Here is a 17,756-nt window from a genome sequence, read left to right on the forward strand (position 1 = left end):
TTGTCAAACTTTGTGAGTCCCCCAGCAGAGCTGGGGGTTTACCTTTGATTAATTACCTTGTGTTTTTCTTAATGACGCCCAGTCTTTACGAATTGCCGTTTTAAACGCTGCGTCGAAGTTGATGTATTCGTATCCTTTTGCTTGGCACTGGTCTTTGAAGTTTTCCAGGTGCTTGAATATGTCTTCGCTGTAACCCTTCTCCTGGTACCAATTTAGAACCCCGACCGATACCGCGAAATCTTCGGGAAGAGTTGCTTTTTTCTTAACCGATTTTTTGACGGTTTTCTTTGTATTTATAACTGGTAGATTATTGATGGTTCTATTGATAGGTTCTGTGTGCCGTTTTTGGGACTGGTGTCGCTGTCTGTGTTAGCTTCTCTCCCCCTACACCTATCAGCTGGTAATAATTACCCTTACCCACATCTCTTTTAACACTCAAAATACCAGCGCTTTCCAGCTCGCAAATAACCTTCATTACCGTCTTTCTATCCAGACCAGTGTCTTTATTCAATCGAGCCAGAGACGGCCAGCATTGATGGTTTTCTCCGGCGCGGTCTGCTAATGACAGTAAGATCAATTTACAGGTCGGCTTTATACTGATGCCCCAGGCCCACCGCGTGGCATCAATGCTCATTGACAATTCTTCTTTCCAACTCATCAATTGCGGCAATAAATTTATCTAACCTATTTCCTAATTCTTTTTTTAAAGCGATTAGTTTCATTGGTTCAATAAAGTAAACCTTGTAGTGAGTTCTCCGGCCGCTGTATCTCGCTATTCCGCCGGGTCTGGTTTCATCCACAATCGGCCAACCGGCCTCTCTTAGTTTATAAATTGGGTGACGCAAACAATAACTTCTGCTGTCACTTTGAAAATCCAGGTGGCTAACTTTTAAGCCAGACAAAATCATTGCTAAAGCTGCGCCCTCCAGGGATTTGACCGAAGGAAATTTTTGGGCGGTCATAGTTAGGCCGCCGAGGAGGTAGATTGCTGAGGATGGTGTTTATCAAGCCAAAGCAAAACGTCAGCCTTGCGGTATTTAACAGAACGGCCAAGCTTAATAAACGGGATCCCGGTACCTGCCCAACGGTCCCGCTCCATTGTTGCCAGTGAGCAGTCTCTAACGGCTGCAATTGTCTTTTGATCAAATAATGCGTCGTCTGGCGCAGCATTGAACTGATTTAACAAATCAATCCTGGAGATTGTGTTAACTTTGCTCATTCAAGTTTTCCTTTTTTGTAAGAAATTGGTTGAATGAGATTTTAAGTATTTGAATATATTATAAAAGATTGGCTTCCGGGGAAAAGGTATGCAATCCCCGGTTTTGGTGGGTATTTTTAGTTTTTCGGCTTTCCAGCTAATAAAAATGCCGGCAATTCCTCTTTCTTCACTGCCGACTTAATAGCATTTCTAATTTGCCCAAGCGAGGGCGGCTTAGGAAAAACATTATTTTCCCAGGGTATTTCGCGGCTGTTTGCCCAATGTTTTTTTATGCATTCAGCAAGGGTTGATGACCTATATTTCTCAACCTTTCCTTTGTAATCCGGCTCAGGGTTCTTCAAAAAAAGTTGGCTCTATATTCAATTTCATTTTCCAACGCTGTCTTTTTTGTGCTCTTTGCGTTATTCCCTAAAATTGACGCCCCTTTGCCTTTAAGATGCGCGTGAAGCGCTTTTATATTACTGACAAGCGGTGCCGGCAAGTCATTAAAGTACTTATCTTTTAACAAATCTGGATCGGTCGTTTGTGCAAGTAATACCAGTTTTCTTAATTCCTCAAGAGCTCGTTGTTCAAGCTCATTAAATAACCAACTTACCCAATAACCATCAAGGCCACCACAATCAGCCAAGGCAGTATTAATCCGCTCGTGTCTCGCTTTTAACTCATCTGGAGATTGAGCCACCGAACCATTAAAAAACCGCAGAAACTCGGCTTTCATCACTTCAATCGCTAAAAGCTGGGCGTCAACAGTGTTTTTATCCGTTGTCATGTTAATATCCTCGTGCCCTCGTGTAGTAATCAACCCAGGTAAGCGCTACAGTGAAACTCCCAGTTAGTATATAAATCGTCAACTCACCTTTAGCGCCCAGATAGATAAGGTCATCTTCAGAGCAATTTAGGATTTTTGCCACTTGTTCAAGTCGATAGTAGTCGCGTTCGATCAAGACAACCCCCCTTTAGGTGTAAGCCTTTGTAAAAGAATCTGAACCAGTGCAGCAAAGGAACTGCCTTTTCTCCCCGTCGGGATAGGTTCAGATAAACGGGTATGGTTTCAAGTAATACGGATAAATGAAACTTCATCGTTTTGATGAAATTCAGCGATAACAGCCGCTTTATTTCTCAATAACAATTGAATCTGTCGATTGGTAGAGTTTCCGCGCTTTACCCAGATGACCTTGGGCGGATGTCCGTACAAAATGCTTTTTTCGTAAAAGTCGGAATCCTTGCTGACAATCATAAAGCCGTTGTCTTTGGCATAACGCCAAACCTCGTCATCCGATCCACCGCCTAAACCAATCCGGTCAACATGTGCTGAATCAGGGAAAATGTCGGCGAGTGCCGCCACCATTTTCGGCGATAGGTTTTCATCAAATAATAGCTTCATCCGGCAATAACACGGCTATGGCGTTCCCTGTCGGCGGCATAGGCAAAACAAGCCCTGATGTCGTCTTGGGTTAGGTAATCATAATCGTCCAATACCTCTTGTTCGGTCATACCCGCCGCAAAGCAGTCAAGAACGTCGTCAACGGTTATCCTAAGCCCTCTAATACAGGGCTTACCGCTACGCTTGCCCGGCTCTATGGTAATAATTTCGTGATAGTCGATAGTCATTGCATTAACCTCTGTTTTGTTTGAGTGGCACAATATCGGCGGATTGCCTTAGCCCTGCCGACTTCAACATAAAATCGGTAATGGTTTGCATCGGTTGCCGCAACCGCTCCACGTTCATTTGAATATAGCCGCTGGTCACATCATCGCCTTGTTTGTGATTCACCAAGGCCTTGACCGCAAAGGATGAAATATCCAGCGATTCAGCTATGGTGACAAAAGTCCGGCGCAAGTCGTGCATACCGAACGGCAATTCTGTTTTTTCAATGATTTTGGCTAACTGCCGCTTAGGTTCGACCAGATAACCCCGCGCGCCATCACCAGGGAATACAAAAGCGCTGGCGCTGTTCGCCTTGCGTGTTGTCAGCATATCCGCCAGATAATCGGATAACGGTAACTGTATCGGCCTATGGTTTTTGGGGTCTCGCAAAATATAGCTGGCATCGGTCAAGTCAATATCAGTCCATTGCAGTTTTGCCGATTCATCTTTTCGGCATCCGGTCAGCAATACGAAAACCAAATAATCCCTGATGGTGTCGTTATCGATGCTTAACACGGCATCGAACCACGCCGCCAATTGGTGGGGCTTAAGGTGGCCGGTACGGCGTTCCACCTTAAACCAGCTTCGAGTCTGGCTGATCCGCTTAACGGGATTCTCGGGCAGTACCGATAAGCCTTTGCCGGTCTCGTATTTAGCGCCAGCATAATTCAAGACGCTACGTAAGGTACGCGCTCCCAGATTAGCGTAAGCTTCGCCGCGTTCCTCGCCTATCTTTTTATGGCGGCGCTCCACTGCATCGCGGGTAATGTCGGTAATAGGCAGCTTTTGCCAGTCGGGGTAAATGTTGTTCATCACGCCGGTATAATCCCTTATCGTCTTGGGCTTGAGCGGTCGAGCATCCAGAAATGCCGTGAATACTTCGCCCAAAGTGACCGCCTTGATATTCTTCTCGCGCTTTTCCTTTACTGGATCAATACCCGCCGCAAGTGCGCCTATTCCTTTCTTAGCCGCAATCCTTGCCTGCTCTGCTGTCATGGTGGGGTACTTACCTAAAACGACACGTTTTGTCTTGTTGCCGATACGCTGCTGAACACACCATGTTTTTGATGTTGTGCCAACGTACATGCCAAAACCGGGAAGCTCATCATCCCAATAAAAAACCTGTCCTTTTTCCACAAATCCCAATTTATCAACAACAGATTTTGTTAGCTTCATCCTGTCCACCCAGTCCGAAATTAATAAGCATATAATAAGCAGATTATTTAAAAGTCTTTCAAAGACCGTCTGATTTATTATAACAACAAACCTTGATACAGCAAGGCTTAATAGTGCTTATTAAAAGTCAGTAAGAGTGGGTAAAAGTACAGGTAGGCTAATTTGTAATCAGCCGGTCGCGGGTTCGATTCCCATCGCCAGCTCCAAGAATATCAAGGCCTTAAATGCAAATCTAAGGCCTTTTTTATTGCCTGTAGTAAATTTGTCACGGCTTTTTGCATATCCCGCATATCCTTGAAGATGCTCACTCGACAAATGGATGCGTAATAATACCATCGACAAATCAGCCCAACCTCTCAGCTCTTTCAGAACATGCACCGGAGTATCGTTTTGAATGTGTCATGATGCCCAAGTATGTCGCAAACCGTGCCCATAAAAATCAACGATACCGGCGCGTTGTAATGCTTTACGCCATTTATGATTATTTATACGGGCCACTGGTAATTGAAAAACGTGCTGGATATCGGTAATACCAGCCGCGACCTCTATGGCGACAAGGGCTATGGGGATGGCAACCACGAAGCGCAGCTTAACGCTGAAGGTTGGCGGGGCATATCCAGCGCAAGGCTGCCAAAAGTGTCACAATACTCGTATCGCCAAAACCCGAGGCAAGTCGAACATGTCTTTGCCAGACTTGCGCTGAATATGCTAAAGCTTAGCCGACTTCCACTATGCTCGCGGCATAATCTTCCGGCGGCTCAAAGCCCAACAGCGTGATACAGGTCGCCGCCAGATTTGCAATGCCGGCCTTCGGCACATCAGCCAAACGAGCGTTGGCCGCCCCCGACGGATCGTACACAATCCCAGGCACCGGATTCAACGAATGAGCCGTCTTCGGTTTACACCGCCCCTGCTCATCCAACACCAGCGCACCGGTCTTTTTATCCAGTTCGCACATGTCGTCCGCATTGCCGTGATCGGCCGTGCAAACCATAATGCCATTGGCCTTCTTCAGTGCGTCCATAATCCTGCCGACATTTTCATCCACGGCTTCGACGGCCAATTTTACTGCGCTGACCACGCCCGTATGCCCCACCATGTCGCCATTCGGAAAATTCAGGCGGATGAACTTAAATTCCCCGCTCTCAATCGCCTGCACCACCACATCGGTAATTTCATCCGCTTTCATCCGCGGCGCATCCTCGAACGGGCATACATCGGACAGAATCTCTTTCCAGGTCTCGGTCGGGAACTTACCCGAATTATTGCCGTTGAAAAAATAGGTCATGTGGCCGTATTTCTGCGTTTCCGAAATAGCCAACTGTTTGACCCCCGCATTCGAGAGATACTCGCTCATCGTGCGATCAATCGCAGGAGGCGTCACCAGATACCGCGCCGGCACCCCAAGGTCGCCGTCATATTGCATCATGCCCGCATACAGCACGTCCGGTTTCGGGCCACGATCGAATTCCTTCAATTCATCCGCTTCAAATGCTTTGGTAATTTCCAGCGACCGATCACCGCGGAAGTTAAAGAAGATCACGCTGTCGCCATCCACAATCGGGCCCACAGGCACACCGTCGCGTTCAATGACAAACGCGGGTAAATCCTGGTCTAAAATACCCGGATTTTCAACACGGAAAGTTTCCACCGCTTCTTTCATAGAAGCAAACGTCCGGCCCTCCGCTTTCACATGCGTTGCCCAGCCGCGCTTCACCATATCCCAATTGGCGTCATAACGATCCATCGTAATATTCATGCGCCCGCCGCCCGATGCCACGCAATAATCGACCGTGCCATCCGCATTGATTTCTTTCAAGAAGGCATCGAAACGCTCAACATAGTCCAATGCCGATGTCGGCGGCACATCGCGTCCATCAATCAACGCATGAATCCTAGCCTTCTTTACGCCCTGCTCTTTCGCCTTCCGTAACATCGATTCCAAATGATTCAGGTTGGAGTGTACATTGCCATCCGAAAACAGGCCGATAAAGTGCAGCGTCGACGATCTGTCATTGACATTGGAAACGAGCTCCTGCCAAACCGAACCGTCAGCATACATCGCACCCGAGGCAATCGCCTTGCCAACCAAAGCCGCGCCCTGTTCAAAAACACGGCCACAGCCGATGGCATTATGGCCCACTTCCGAATTACCCATGTCTCCGTCGTCCGGCAGCCCCACTGCAACGCCATGCGCCCGCAACTCCGTATACAAGGCATTCTCATGCAACCAAGTCAGATTCGGAGTATTTGCCTGTTTCACAAAATCGCTTTCTGGATTTTTACCAATTCCGACCCCATCCATAATCACCAACACCACCGGACCTTCCGGCCCCGCAAAACTCTTACTCTTTTTCAACTCAATCATTTAAAACTCCAACTTACAGGTGCATCAATAAAAAACAATAAACGGCTTTTAATATTCCAGTCCCCGAATGGCAAAATCATTATCATCAGAAAATTGGCGAAATTTTTAACGATTCAACCAAATCGGGCATTTACTTGAATGCTGAAAAACTGATTTATTCAACAGCGCCTATTTTAACCTGATTTTTAAGGTGTAGTTTATCTATGCTGGATAATATGCCGATGTACGTAAAAACAATTTTCCGGATTACGTCAGATCATACTTAATCATCAATTTTTAATGGCGGGTCTTAGCCTAACTGTGCTGTTCGTCGTTCAATGTCGGCAGGGATTCTGTGAGCGGCCATTCAACGCTACAGTAAGTGACGTGCTGCTAGCGGAAGCAGAGCGAAGCCGCCGAACCCTGATAAAAAAACCGCCAACGGACGGCGCGTCCCTTTGACCGTTTTTTTAGGCCAGAAAGTACATCCAAAACCGCGCAGCCACAAGCAAAAAGGCGATGTGCTTCGAAAAGGGTAGCGTCCTCTTTTCCTTTTTTGGGTGCGAAGTCGATCACGAAGCACACGAGTTTGAGGATTCCTTCATTGTTTCCCGTGAATCTGAACATCAATTGCCGAATCGTCGCTACGGACTTCGTAGTAACGCTCCGGATTGCGATAAACATTCACCATCTGATGGCCAGTTGAGAAGGTGTTTTCCTCAAGGTAATTTGCATTGCCCCAGATCATTTCCTCAATAGTACGGGACGCATATTCGCCGAACGCACCGCCTGACTTCACAAGTTTTTCAACCTGAGCGACCTTGCGCAGATTTTGGATGCCTTCTGTTTCTGCATCCGGCATGATGATAAAGAGATAGTCTCGTGCACGGCTGATGGCAACATTGAGGATGTTTTGCTTGTTGAGAAACATCTGCGGGCTTGAAGAGATTGTCGGCGGTGGATTGAGAACCGCAATGATGATGTCGCACTCATCACCTTGGAAGCCGTGAATCGTGCCAACCTGAATTTCTACGGCATTAGGTTTGGGTGTCCATGAGTCGATCAGCCTACTCAACATGTTCGCTTGGGCGCGATAAGGGGCGATGACCCCGATGCGGATCGTGTCTGCATGGCCGATCTGTATTTGCCCTGCAAGCCACCGGACAAACTCGAAAGTGAACAGCGCCGAATAGGTCTGATAGGGCGTTCCGCTCTCCAACCGCTTCGCCCGGTAGATGCTTTCGTATTTGCTAACAGGAAACTTGATGAGGTTGAGCGGTTGGACATCAAGGCCGTTGAGCTTCAACGGGCGTTGCGTTCCTAGCGCGCGGTTGTGCTTCAAGATGCCGTCATAGGTGAAACGGCTGAAAACCTCGCCGATGGCTGGGATACTTCGGTATTGCGTATCCAGATTCGTCACCAAGTAGTCGTGTGGCTCCGTAACAGGCTTTGCAAAAGCTCCTGCTTTATTGAGGCCGACCAGCGTGTAGATGTTTTCGTCCTTCCATTGCTCGACTGCGACAATCGGTTCAATCTGGAAAGGGTCTCCGGCAACGATGAACTTCCGGGGCTTCTGGCGATATAGCGGATAGATGATGTTGGAAAGCGAAATCATCGAAGCCTCATCAATGACAATGGCATCCCACTCCATTTCATGCAGCTTCTTGCTGCCATATTCGACCGCAAACCCATCGTAGGCGAAGCGGGCAATGGTCGTGACTGTCACGGAATGGCTTAACGCGCCGATGTCAAAGGAGCGTTCCCGCCACACGCCTGCTTTCTCGATGCGCTCGTCAACTGAGGTTCCGAAGCGAACCAGCCAGTTCAGATATGAATTATCCGCGCCCATCTTCTCCATGATGCGGGTCGTCAGTACATCCGCTGCCTTGTTGGTCGGCGTAAGAACAAGCACTCTTGTCGGTTCCGTTCCCTGCACCATAGGTATCAGTATCTTCTCTGCAAGATGAGTGGTCTTGCCTGTTCCCGGCGGGCCGAATACGAACTCGATGTCGGGCGTCAGGCTCGCCTTCATGTCGAATTTTTCGTCAAGCCTCAACTCACGGAATCGCTCCAGCAACTCTTGCAACAGAAAGGACGGGTTCTGGACTTCGATACGCGCCTCTAATACCTCACCCAAGTCAATTCCGCTCAACTCACCCGCAGACGCCAGTTTGCCGAGCAATGAGAACTCTCTGGCAGAAAACGATTCGACATGCAGCTTCCCTGTGCGGCCATTGCCAAAATCGAGATCCACACGCACGCGCGAAAACTCTTCGATGGATTGTGGGATGAAACGGTTCGGCTCTTTCAGGACGATGGTTCTGGACGATTGACTATCCTGCTCCACCTTGCCGAAACTAATGGAAATAGTCTTGCCATCCGCGTTCTTTTCGCTGCTTGCTCTGCACTCCAGTTCCAGCAATGCGAGAAACCAGCCGTAGCTGTATTTCGGGAGTGAATTGGCCTTGTTCAACAACGCTTGTTCGCGTTCAAAGCGCTCAATCTCGCTGGCGTAACGGTCTTTGGCGCGATCCAGTTTTTTGCCGTAGTCCACCGTTTTCGGGGTGTAGTCGTCCGTGTCTTCGTTAGCATCACTTGGCTGGGCGGGTGGTGTGGGATCATTTTCCCGATGACCCGACGAGTTGGCGTTCTTGACGGATGGGCGGCGATTTAGAATGTCACGAATGAGCTGCGAGTCAGCCACGGCTTGTTCGTTGTTGGTTCCGTCATTTTCTGGGTTACTTATGCCGCCTTGCTTTCTACGACAGAACTGCTGGAACTCCTCCCATTCGTCATCTGAAACGCCTTCAAAGCGTTTACCAAGGCGGATAAGGTGCGCCTCTTCCTCACTCAGATGCGCGGTATCCAGCGCTTCGTCGCGAATGCCCAAGAATTTGATGAGAGACTCTGCCGCTGCGCTGGTCTTATCGTATTTTTCGGAAAGCGTTTGGATCGTTACTCCTTCGACTGAACACAAGACGCCCGAATTGTTAAGAATCCAAGACTTCGTGCGCAGATTCCGGCTCGCGCTGGAGTCGCACCAAGAACTGCCCTTGTAGCCTCCTCTCGGCCCGTAATGTTGCTTCAAAACCCTCATTGAGTCTACATATCGGCTCCACGATTCGCTGAGCACCTTCCAAAGAACTTCAGAATACTCGCTCTCGATCTTTGATAACAGCTCATCCAGCCCATCAATCTTCTTGTCGTTGGTGGCATCCACGACCCTTGGCGCACTTGAAATTCCCAGTTGTCGAAGAAACTCATCCAGCCGCCTAAAGTCGTTCTCGCCAACCATCTCGCGGTATTCGTCCAATAGCAGAAACTTGGTGTCCGGCTTGGTTTCAAACCACGCCTTCAAATCTGGAGTAGGGAGATAAATGTCCTTCGCCCTCCCGCGAAAAATCTTATCGTCCTCGGCGGCGTTGTATCGAAGAAACTCCTTATCCTTTATCAGCCCAATAAATTCCCCGACTTCCTCGTTCCTGCATTCCTTGAAATAGCGGAAAAACTTGTTGAAATGAGGAGATGTGCCAATCGCTTCATTGGTTTTGTATGCCGGAAGTATCTTGTTGTAAATCTCGTCGCGGAGACTTGGCTTCTTGACGCCGAACTTCTCGATGAACTCACGAGTGGCCTTTTTTGACAATAGTTCCTTTTTGACGGTTGTGTAGCCTTCAATGTCGTCGTCTGGCAGGAAGAGGACGAGCTGATCCTTGCCGTCAAAGGCCGGGGCAGCATTGCCATCCTGGTCAAGAAAGATAGGCTTGTCCTTAACGAACTTCTGGTAGGAAACACGCTCGGAAAGGTAGGCATAAAGTTTGTGTAGCCATAGCTGTGACTGTGCGGCGATGAAGTTAGAGGTGATTTTTTTGAGAACAGCTTCGGGATCGAGGCTCGAAACAATCAGATTCGGGTCTTTACGACTGCGGGCATCGCCTCCGTCAATGTATTCTGCCAGTGCTCTTTTGGCGTTAAGGACTTCCTTCTTACCCCGACTCGGAAAAACCCACTTCGCTTTTTCCATGCCGGTCAGTTGTGCCAATTGTTTGTCAGAGAACAACTCGACCAGTTCGGTGTCGGATGCCCAGTATGAACGGCTTTTGGATGAACACCCCCCCTTTGCCGCTGGCAATAGGGTATCGGTCTGGAGTTTGTGCTTGATGTCGTCAAAGAAAGGCTTGAACGAAATCTTGGTTCTGTCATCCAAGCTGCTGAATCTCGATTGGTCGTAGGGAATGATCTCAAGGAGGCTGTCATCTATCAGTTTTTCATCTCGAAGAATCGACAGGCTGTCGGCGGCTAGCTGCGCCAACTGTTGGACCAATTCCTGGTTGTGCTTTTCGCCAGCCTTAATTCCTTCCCGGCTATCTGTCAGAAGAAACGGCGCGTGAAGGATGAAGTTCAGATTCGTTACTTCCTTGGTCGGGAAAAAACAGAATGCAGGGCGGTCAATAGGCATGAGTCTTCCGCTCTCTCCCAAGGCATAGCCGATGGAGCAGAGTTGTCCACTCCCGCCGTTTCGCGTGAATAACAAAAAACGCTGAGTAGTTCTTCCGCCATTCACTACCAATGCCAGCGTGATCCACTGAACCGTTATGTCTCCTTGCTCAATTTTCCGCGTGACTTCCTTGGTGTATTTGCCAGTGACTTCCTCCGCCTCAAAGGACACGGATTTCAGACTGGAAAGGAACAGGACAGGAAACTCCAGAGCTTTTAGTTTCTCAAGAATTTCGTCATGGCTCTCTTGGGGCTGTTTTTCCTTGTGGTCAAACGGAAAGAAGAACACCGTCTCTGAACATTTTCGCCAATCAAGGTCGGCATCCAGCATGTGCGGCACGATGAAGCGTTCGATCTTGAACCGGATTTCCGGGTCGTAAACGTGCGGTGATTGCGTGTATTGAAAGACCGCCTTGAACCCGACGCCGAACTTGCCGATGGAAGCCTCTGTCTTGTTTGAATTGGCAATGGAAGTAATGGCGTTGATATGCCCCAGAGTGCTGTTGTTCGTATCCACTTCTTCGTTCTGCGGATTGGAAACGGTGAACCGGACAGAGCCGTTATGCGTGAAATAAAGTCCGCTTTCTTCAAGGCGGAATGTGGAAGTTGCCGCCTTGACATCATCTGCGTTTTGTAGAAGCTCGTAGATGAAGTGCGCTTGATCGGAGTATTTGTCCACGACGCTGCGCTGGACGCCGCGCATGGACGGCTTCTCCAGTATGTGGGCGCTATCGGAACGATCCTGCGTCAGCGCATCGAACCATTGTTTTTCTTGTTCAGTCATTATCTTTTGTTTCACCTTTTTCTTCCTGTATTCCGAGTGATTATTGCGCCAACTAGTTATTAGATAGTTTCCGTATGATTACCATGAAACCCGTATAATCAAAATAAATTTGTAATCAGCAAGGATTTTCCCCTTCTGTATATCATCCAAACTGCACAGATAGCTATTTTGGAGGTTGCCATGTTAGCCGTTCGGCGCATACGCTTCGCCACAGCTTTGCCAGTCATCTTCTGTAAGCCAACGTCGATATTCGCACCATTCAAGAATTATTGGGTCATAGCGATTTGAGAACTACAATGATCTACACACATACCGTGCCCAGTCGAACGATCAAGGACGCGAAAAGTCCACTGGATTTATGAAGCAAAATCATCGGCGGCAATGTGCCGGGTTTCAGTCATTCCTCAACAATTGTTCTGTGGCGGGTTTTGGCCGATTGAAGCCATTCGCTGTCAGTACCTGTGTAATATTACCAAATCAAATCTGAACATTTAAAACTGGTCACTGTATTTATATCAATGAGAAATTTGATAGCGTAATGCGTCATCATTAGTCCTTAATGCCGCATTGGTTTTGCGCTGCATTCACTTGGTCTATTGCGCTCTTCGGCCGAGAAGGTTCTAAGTTCGTGCGTATGAGAAGGTTAAGTACTACCCTCTCCTTAAAAACCGACATCCTACAAAATCAGAAAGGTGCGGCTTATGGGTAAACACACAGATTTGCAGATTGAAAAAAATGGCCGTCATTCACTCGGCGGCTTTGTAGTTATACATAACCCGAGTCACACCGATTGTTAAAGATCGCCTATCTCAATTAAGATCATGTGCCCAACACACAAATAGTATGCATAAGATGAACGAAACAGAAAACCTAAGCGAAAGGACAATCGATTTTCAGGAACTGCTTACCTCACAGCAAACACTATTGCTATCGACGGCTTCGGCAAGCTGTGTTCCTGATCTTAGCTATGCTCCGTTTGTACGGGACCAGGCAGGGTATTTCTATATCTTTGTCAGCGAGCTTGCTTGTCATACTGCCAATTTATTTAATAATCCGCTGGCTTCGGTCATGTTTATTCGCCCGGAATCCGAGGCCCGCAATCTTTTTGCGCGCGAACGTGCGGTATTCAACTGTTCAGTCAAAGCGCTGGATCGTGATGAGCCAACTTACACGGCACAGCTAACGGCGTTGCAGGATAAATTCGGCGAAGTTGTCAGTGTATTAAGGTCGTTATCCGATTTTCACTTATTTGCCTTATGCCCGGAAAGCGGCCAATATGTTGCAGGTTTTGGCCGCGCCTACACAATCAATGTTGAGGATGATACATTGTCCCCGTTGACTAAAAAGCAAGGTTGAACCGATGACTGCGCGTCTGTTCCTATCCGTCAAGACTTACCTGCTCTCCTTTCTATCTCATTGTTTTTAAAATAACCGCCATCTTAATTGCCTGATAAATGGATGCTGATTTACAGGGATGACAGAAATCCGAGTAGTGGCTGGATTGACGATCCGATTCCGTTCATACTGGACCCCGTATTCTCAAGCCGACTTCCGATGCCATGCCGTTAACATCGTTCCATCCTATCGTCGCCCAGTGGTTCAATGCCCATTTCGACGCCCCCTCGGACGTTCAACGCCAGGCTTGGCCTGCGATTCGTGCGGGCGAATCCACACTGATCGCCGCCCCTACCGGCTCGGGTAAAACCCTGGCCGCATTTCTTGCGGCCATCGACCAGTTGGTGCAACAGGGACTGGAATCGCCGTTACCGGATGAAACCCGGATTCTCTATGTATCGCCGCTCAAAGCGTTGTCTAACGACATTCACAAAAACCTGGAACTGCCGCTGAACGGCATTCGCTTTGCGTTGTTGGAAAACGGTCTGCCCGATGTCGCTATCCGCGCGCAAACCCGCACCGGCGATACCTCGACGGCGGAACGCGCGGCGATGAAGCGTCATCCGCCGCATATCCTGGTCACCACGCCGGAATCGCTTTACATATTGCTAACCTCGAACTCAGGACGCGAGATGTTGAGCACGGTGCGTAGCGTCATCGTCGATGAGATTCATGCGCTTGCCGGCAACAAGCGTGGCGCGCATCTTTCGCTCTCACTGGAACGCCTGACACAACTGACAGCAACGCCGCCAGTGCGCATCGGTTTATCCGCCACGCAAAAACCGGTCGAATTGATGGCGCATTTTCTGACCGGAACCCAGACAACGCAGTGCACGATTATCGATACCGGCCATAAACGGCAGCGCGATTTGCAGATAGAAGTCACCGGCTCTCCGCTAGAAGCGGTCATGGCGGCGGAAGTCTGGGGCGAAATCTACAATCGTTTGGAACAACTGATCGAGCAACACCGCACGACCTTGATTTTTGTGAACACCCGCCGACTGGCCGAACGCGTGGCTGCGGCGTTGGCCGAACGCTTGGGCGAAGAATTTGTCACTTCCCATCACGGCAGCCTGGCCAAGGAACACCGGCTGGCAGCGGAGCAGCGTTTAAAACAGGGCACGCTCAAAGCCCTGGTGGCGACGGCTTCATTAGAGCTGGGTATCGATATCGGCGAAGTGGATCTGGTTTGCCAGCTGGCATCGCCGCATGCGATATCAACCTTTCTGCAACGGGTTGGGCGCTCCGGTCACCGCCTTGGCGCTACGCCGAAAGGACGGCTATTTCCGCTGTCGCGTGACGATCTGGTGGAATGCACGGCCATGATGGCGGCAATTCAACGGGATGAACTGGACCATATCTCGATTCCCGATCATCCGTTGGACGTACTGGCGCAGCAAATCGTCGCCGAGATTGCCTGCCGCGAGTGGCACGAAAACGAACTTTATCAGGCTTTTTCCGCTGCCTGGCCTTACCGGGAGCTGACGCACGAGCAGTTTATAGACGTCGTCAAAATGCTCAGCGACGGCTTTCACACACGGCGCGGTAGGCGTGGCGCCTATCTGCACCGGGATGCCGTTCACGGCATGCTGCGGCCTCGCAAGGGCGCTGGACTGACTGCGCTGGTTAACGGCGGCGCGATACCCGATCAATTCGATTACGATGTGATATTGCAACCGGAAGGTATTTTTGTCGGCACTTTGAATGAAGACTTCGCGTTTGAAAGCCTGCCGGGCGATATATTCCAACTGGGCAACAGCTCGTACCGGATGCTCAAGATAGAACAGGGCCGCGTCTATGTTGAAGATGCCCACGGACAGCCGCCCAATATCCCGTTCTGGATGGGTGAAGCGCCCGGCCGTAGCGATGAACTGTCGCTTGCCGTATCGAATTTACGCGCGGCCGTGGATACCAAGCTCGAACAGGGCGAAGATGCGGCTTACCATTATCTCAAAGAGGACTTGCAGCTTCCCCATGCCGCGGCGGAACAACTGGCGCAATATTTGGCCGCGGCCAAGGCGGCTTTGACGGTCTTGCCTACGCAGCAGAAAATTGTGTTCGAACGCTTTTTCGATGAAACCGGCGATATGCATTTCGTCATCCACTCGGCTTACGGTTCCCGGATTAACCGGGCCTGGGGCCTGGCATTGCGAAAACGCTTCTGCCGCCGCTTCAACTTCGAACTACAGGCCGCTGCCGGCGAAGATACCATTGTGCTGTCGCTAGGTCCAACCCACAGTTTTCCGCTGGATGAACCCGCACAGTACCTCAAAGCGGCTACGGTCAAAGACATTCTGATTCAGGCGCTATTAGCCGCCCCGATGTTTCCGTCGCGCTGGCGCTGGGTTGCCAATACCGCGCTGGCCGTGCCGCGCAACCGCGCAGGCAAGAAAGTTCCCGCCTATTTTCAACGCAACGATGCCGAAGACCTTATCGCCCTGGTCTTTCCTGATCAGCTCGCCTGCCAGGAAAATATCGCCGGAAACCGGGAGATTCCCGATCACCCGCTGGTCAACCAAACCTTATCCGACTGTTTGCACGAGTTGATGGACATCGACGGCCTGGAACGGCTGTTAACCGGCATCGAACGGGGAACGATCACCGTCATTGCCAGGGATTTGGCCAGCCCTTCACCGTTGGCCCTGGAAATACTGAATGCACGGCCCTATGCCTTTTTGGACGATGCCCCGGCCGAGGAACGCAGGACTCTTGCGGTTCAGCAACGCCGCTTCATGGACCCGCAAAGCGCTGCCGACATCGGCCGCCTGAACCCCGAGGCCATAGAAAGAGTGCGCATCGAAGCCTGGCCGGAAGCCCATACCCCGGATGAACTTCACGATTCGCTGGTGGTGCTGGGATTTCTGACCGAAGCCGAAGGAGAACGCGGCCCGCTTTCGGATTTGCATGACAATCTTGCCCACGGCTGGCCCGCCCTGATGGAAAGCCTGCAAAAGAGCAAACGAGCAACCGTCATGACCCTTACCAATGACATGCGCCTGTGGATTGCGGCCGAACGCTTGGAGGTTTTCCAACTGCTGTTTCCGAAGGCCCCGATTCATCCTGCCATCGAAGCGGTTGTCGCTGATGAAGCCAGCGATCCGGACAGCGCCGTCAGGGAAATCATCCGCAGCCGCCTGGAGGGCTTGGGACCGGTCACCGTAGCGCAACTGGCTGCCCCGCTGACGTTGGACATCGCCGCGATTGATCGCGCCTTAATCGCTTTGCAACAGGAAGGCTTCGTGATTCAAGGAAAGTTTACTCAGGGCGCTACGACCGAATGGTGCGAACGCGGCTTACTGGCGCGTATTCATCGCTATACGCTCAAACAATTGCGCACTGAAATCGAACCGGTTGCGCCGGCGGATTTCATGCGCTTCCTGTTCCGCTGGCACAGCCTGGACGATCCCGGCGAAGGAGAAGCCGCCTTGCAACAGCGTCTATTGCAGCTGGAAGGCCTCTGTCTTCCTGCCGTCAGCTGGGAGGCCGATATTCTGCCGGCCAGAATCCGTTTTTATTTGTCTTCCGACCTGGATAAATTGTGCAGCTCCGGCAAAATCACCTGGCTGCGTTTGCAAGCTCCTAGCGGGACTGCGTTGAACAAACGTAAAAATCCTGCCGGGAAATCCACCTCAATCAGCTTTATCAGCCGATCAAATCTTCCTCACTGGCGCGCCTATGCGCCGCTACCGGCCAATGAGGCGCTGGATTTGTCGGGCAAAGGGCGAAAAGTCTACGATGCGCTGAAGCAATGGGGCGCGAGTTTCTTCGAGGACTTGCTGGCAGAAACCGGCCTGCTCAAATCGCAACTGGAAGAAGCGCTGGCGGAGCTGGCCGCCTGGGGACTGATTACGGCTGACAGTTTCCAGGGTTTGCGTACGCTGATTACGACTCAGAAAGTCCAGCAACGCCGCAGCAAAAAATATCCGCATCACGATCCGTTCGCCGCCTCCGGCCGCTGGTCGTTAAATAGGTCGAATCAGCCTGTCGAAACCGACCGCTATCAACACTGCGAACACATCGCGCGAGTCCTGCTGCGCCGTTACGGCATTATCTTTCGTAAGCTGCTGGACCAGGAAGATATTCTGCCCCCATGGCGAGAATTGTTATATGTCTTCCGGCGCATGGAGGCGCGGGGCGAGCTGCGCGGCGGCCGCTTCGTGCAGGGCTTCGCCGGGGAGCAATATGCGTTGCCGGAAGCGGTAAGCGCCCTCAGAGAAATCCGCAAACAATCCAAACAGGGCGATCTCATCGCCATCAGCGCTGCCGACCCGTTGAATTTAACCGGCCTGGTTACGCCGGGACAACGTGTACCAAGCCAGCCGGGTCAGCGCATTTTATACCGTGACGGAATTCCGATTGCCTATAGCGCACAAAATAAAATCAATTTCCTTGTACAAGTTGAACTGCAGGATGAATGGCGGATTAAAAATGCGTTAGTGCGTAAACCGAACTTAGCAGCCTACCAACACACTGCTCGCCTGCCGTTTGATCTGTAACAATTAAGCCCATACCTTTTAGGCCTCAAATAAGGATTTGGTTGGAAATAACTTTCCGGCTTGGAATGCCCTGTAGGGGCGAATTCATTCGCCCAGGGCGATTAAAATCGCCCCTACAACTGGAAAAATTCAAGGAAATTATTTATAGCCACATTCTAAGAAGTCTCCGTTCGTGAATTGGATGTAAGTACCAA

General features: G+C 50.2%; 13 protein-coding genes. 3 read left to right on the forward strand and 10 right to left on the reverse strand.

Annotation, left to right across the window (positions count from 1 at the left end):
- Positions 1-319: 319 nt before the first annotated feature.
- From V7051_RS09905 to V7051_RS09950, 10 genes are all read right to left on the reverse strand, one after another.
- Positions 320-634, reverse strand: coding sequence for a helix-turn-helix domain-containing protein (locus tag V7051_RS09905; RefSeq protein ID WP_333874796.1), 315 nt, complete (start codon positions 632-634; stop codon positions 320-322).
- Entirely contained in the window at positions 624-962 is a 339-nt protein-coding gene (locus V7051_RS09910) for a hypothetical protein (RefSeq protein WP_333874797.1), read from the reverse strand. The genes V7051_RS09905 and V7051_RS09910 overlap by 11 nt, the downstream gene beginning before the upstream one ends.
- Before the next feature lie 2 nt (positions 963-964).
- Positions 965-1,219 (reverse strand): helix-turn-helix transcriptional regulator, encoded by a 255-nt coding sequence (locus V7051_RS09915; protein WP_333874798.1) that lies wholly within the window; start codon positions 1,217-1,219, stop codon positions 965-967.
- A gap of 116 nt (positions 1,220-1,335) precedes the next feature.
- Complete coding sequence (locus V7051_RS09920; RefSeq protein WP_333874799.1) at positions 1,336-1,560, reverse strand: hypothetical protein; 225 nt, start codon at positions 1,558-1,560, stop codon at positions 1,336-1,338.
- The gene (locus V7051_RS09925) at positions 1,557-1,988 is read right to left on the reverse strand and encodes a hypothetical protein (protein WP_333874800.1); all 432 of its coding nucleotides are present in this window, start codon (positions 1,986-1,988) and stop codon (positions 1,557-1,559) included. Before V7051_RS09925 ends, V7051_RS09920 begins: the two co-directional genes overlap by 4 nt.
- A 282-nt stretch (positions 1,989-2,270) precedes the next feature.
- Complete coding sequence (locus V7051_RS09930; RefSeq protein WP_333874801.1) at positions 2,271-2,603, reverse strand: DUF5615 family PIN-like protein; 333 nt, start codon at positions 2,601-2,603, stop codon at positions 2,271-2,273.
- Entirely contained in the window at positions 2,600-2,830 is a 231-nt protein-coding gene (locus V7051_RS09935) for a DUF433 domain-containing protein (protein ID WP_333874802.1), read from the reverse strand. Before V7051_RS09935 ends, V7051_RS09930 begins: the two co-directional genes overlap by 4 nt.
- Before the next feature lie 4 nt (positions 2,831-2,834).
- Positions 2,835-4,043: a tyrosine-type recombinase/integrase gene (locus tag V7051_RS09940; RefSeq protein WP_333874803.1), complete on the reverse strand. Its 1,209-nt coding sequence runs from the start codon at positions 4,041-4,043 to the stop codon at positions 2,835-2,837.
- Positions 4,044-4,758: 715 nt separating this feature from the next.
- Positions 4,759-6,411 carry a 2,3-bisphosphoglycerate-independent phosphoglycerate mutase gene (gpmI, locus tag V7051_RS09945; protein ID WP_333874804.1) on the reverse strand — a complete coding sequence of 551 codons (1,653 nt, stop codon included), beginning with the start codon at positions 6,409-6,411 and terminating at the stop codon, positions 4,759-4,761.
- Between the two features lie 580 nt (positions 6,412-6,991).
- The gene (locus V7051_RS09950) at positions 6,992-11,671 is read right to left on the reverse strand and encodes a DEAD/DEAH box helicase (protein ID WP_333874805.1); all 4,680 of its coding nucleotides are present in this window, start codon (positions 11,669-11,671) and stop codon (positions 6,992-6,994) included.
- 248 nt (positions 11,672-11,919) lie between these two features.
- Here V7051_RS09950 and V7051_RS09955 point away from each other — a divergent pair, with 248 nt between their 5' ends.
- The 3 genes from V7051_RS09955 to V7051_RS09965 all read left to right on the forward strand — a co-directional run bounded on the left by V7051_RS09955 (position 11,920) and on the right by V7051_RS09965 (position 17,562).
- Complete coding sequence (locus V7051_RS09955; protein WP_442919650.1) at positions 11,920-12,033, forward strand: hypothetical protein; 114 nt, start codon at positions 11,920-11,922, stop codon at positions 12,031-12,033.
- A gap of 490 nt (positions 12,034-12,523) precedes the next feature.
- Complete coding sequence (locus V7051_RS09960; protein WP_333874806.1) at positions 12,524-13,027, forward strand: HugZ family pyridoxamine 5'-phosphate oxidase; 504 nt, start codon at positions 12,524-12,526, stop codon at positions 13,025-13,027.
- Between the two features lie 203 nt (positions 13,028-13,230).
- Positions 13,231-17,562 (forward strand): DEAD/DEAH box helicase, encoded by a 4,332-nt coding sequence (locus V7051_RS09965; protein WP_333874807.1) that lies wholly within the window; start codon positions 13,231-13,233, stop codon positions 17,560-17,562.
- The last annotated feature ends 194 nt before the right edge of the window (positions 17,563-17,756 follow it).

It is taken from the genome of Methylobacter sp. (assembly GCF_036845245.1).
In the GTDB taxonomy this organism is placed as follows: domain Bacteria; phylum Pseudomonadota; class Gammaproteobacteria; order Methylococcales; family Methylomonadaceae; genus Methylobacter_A.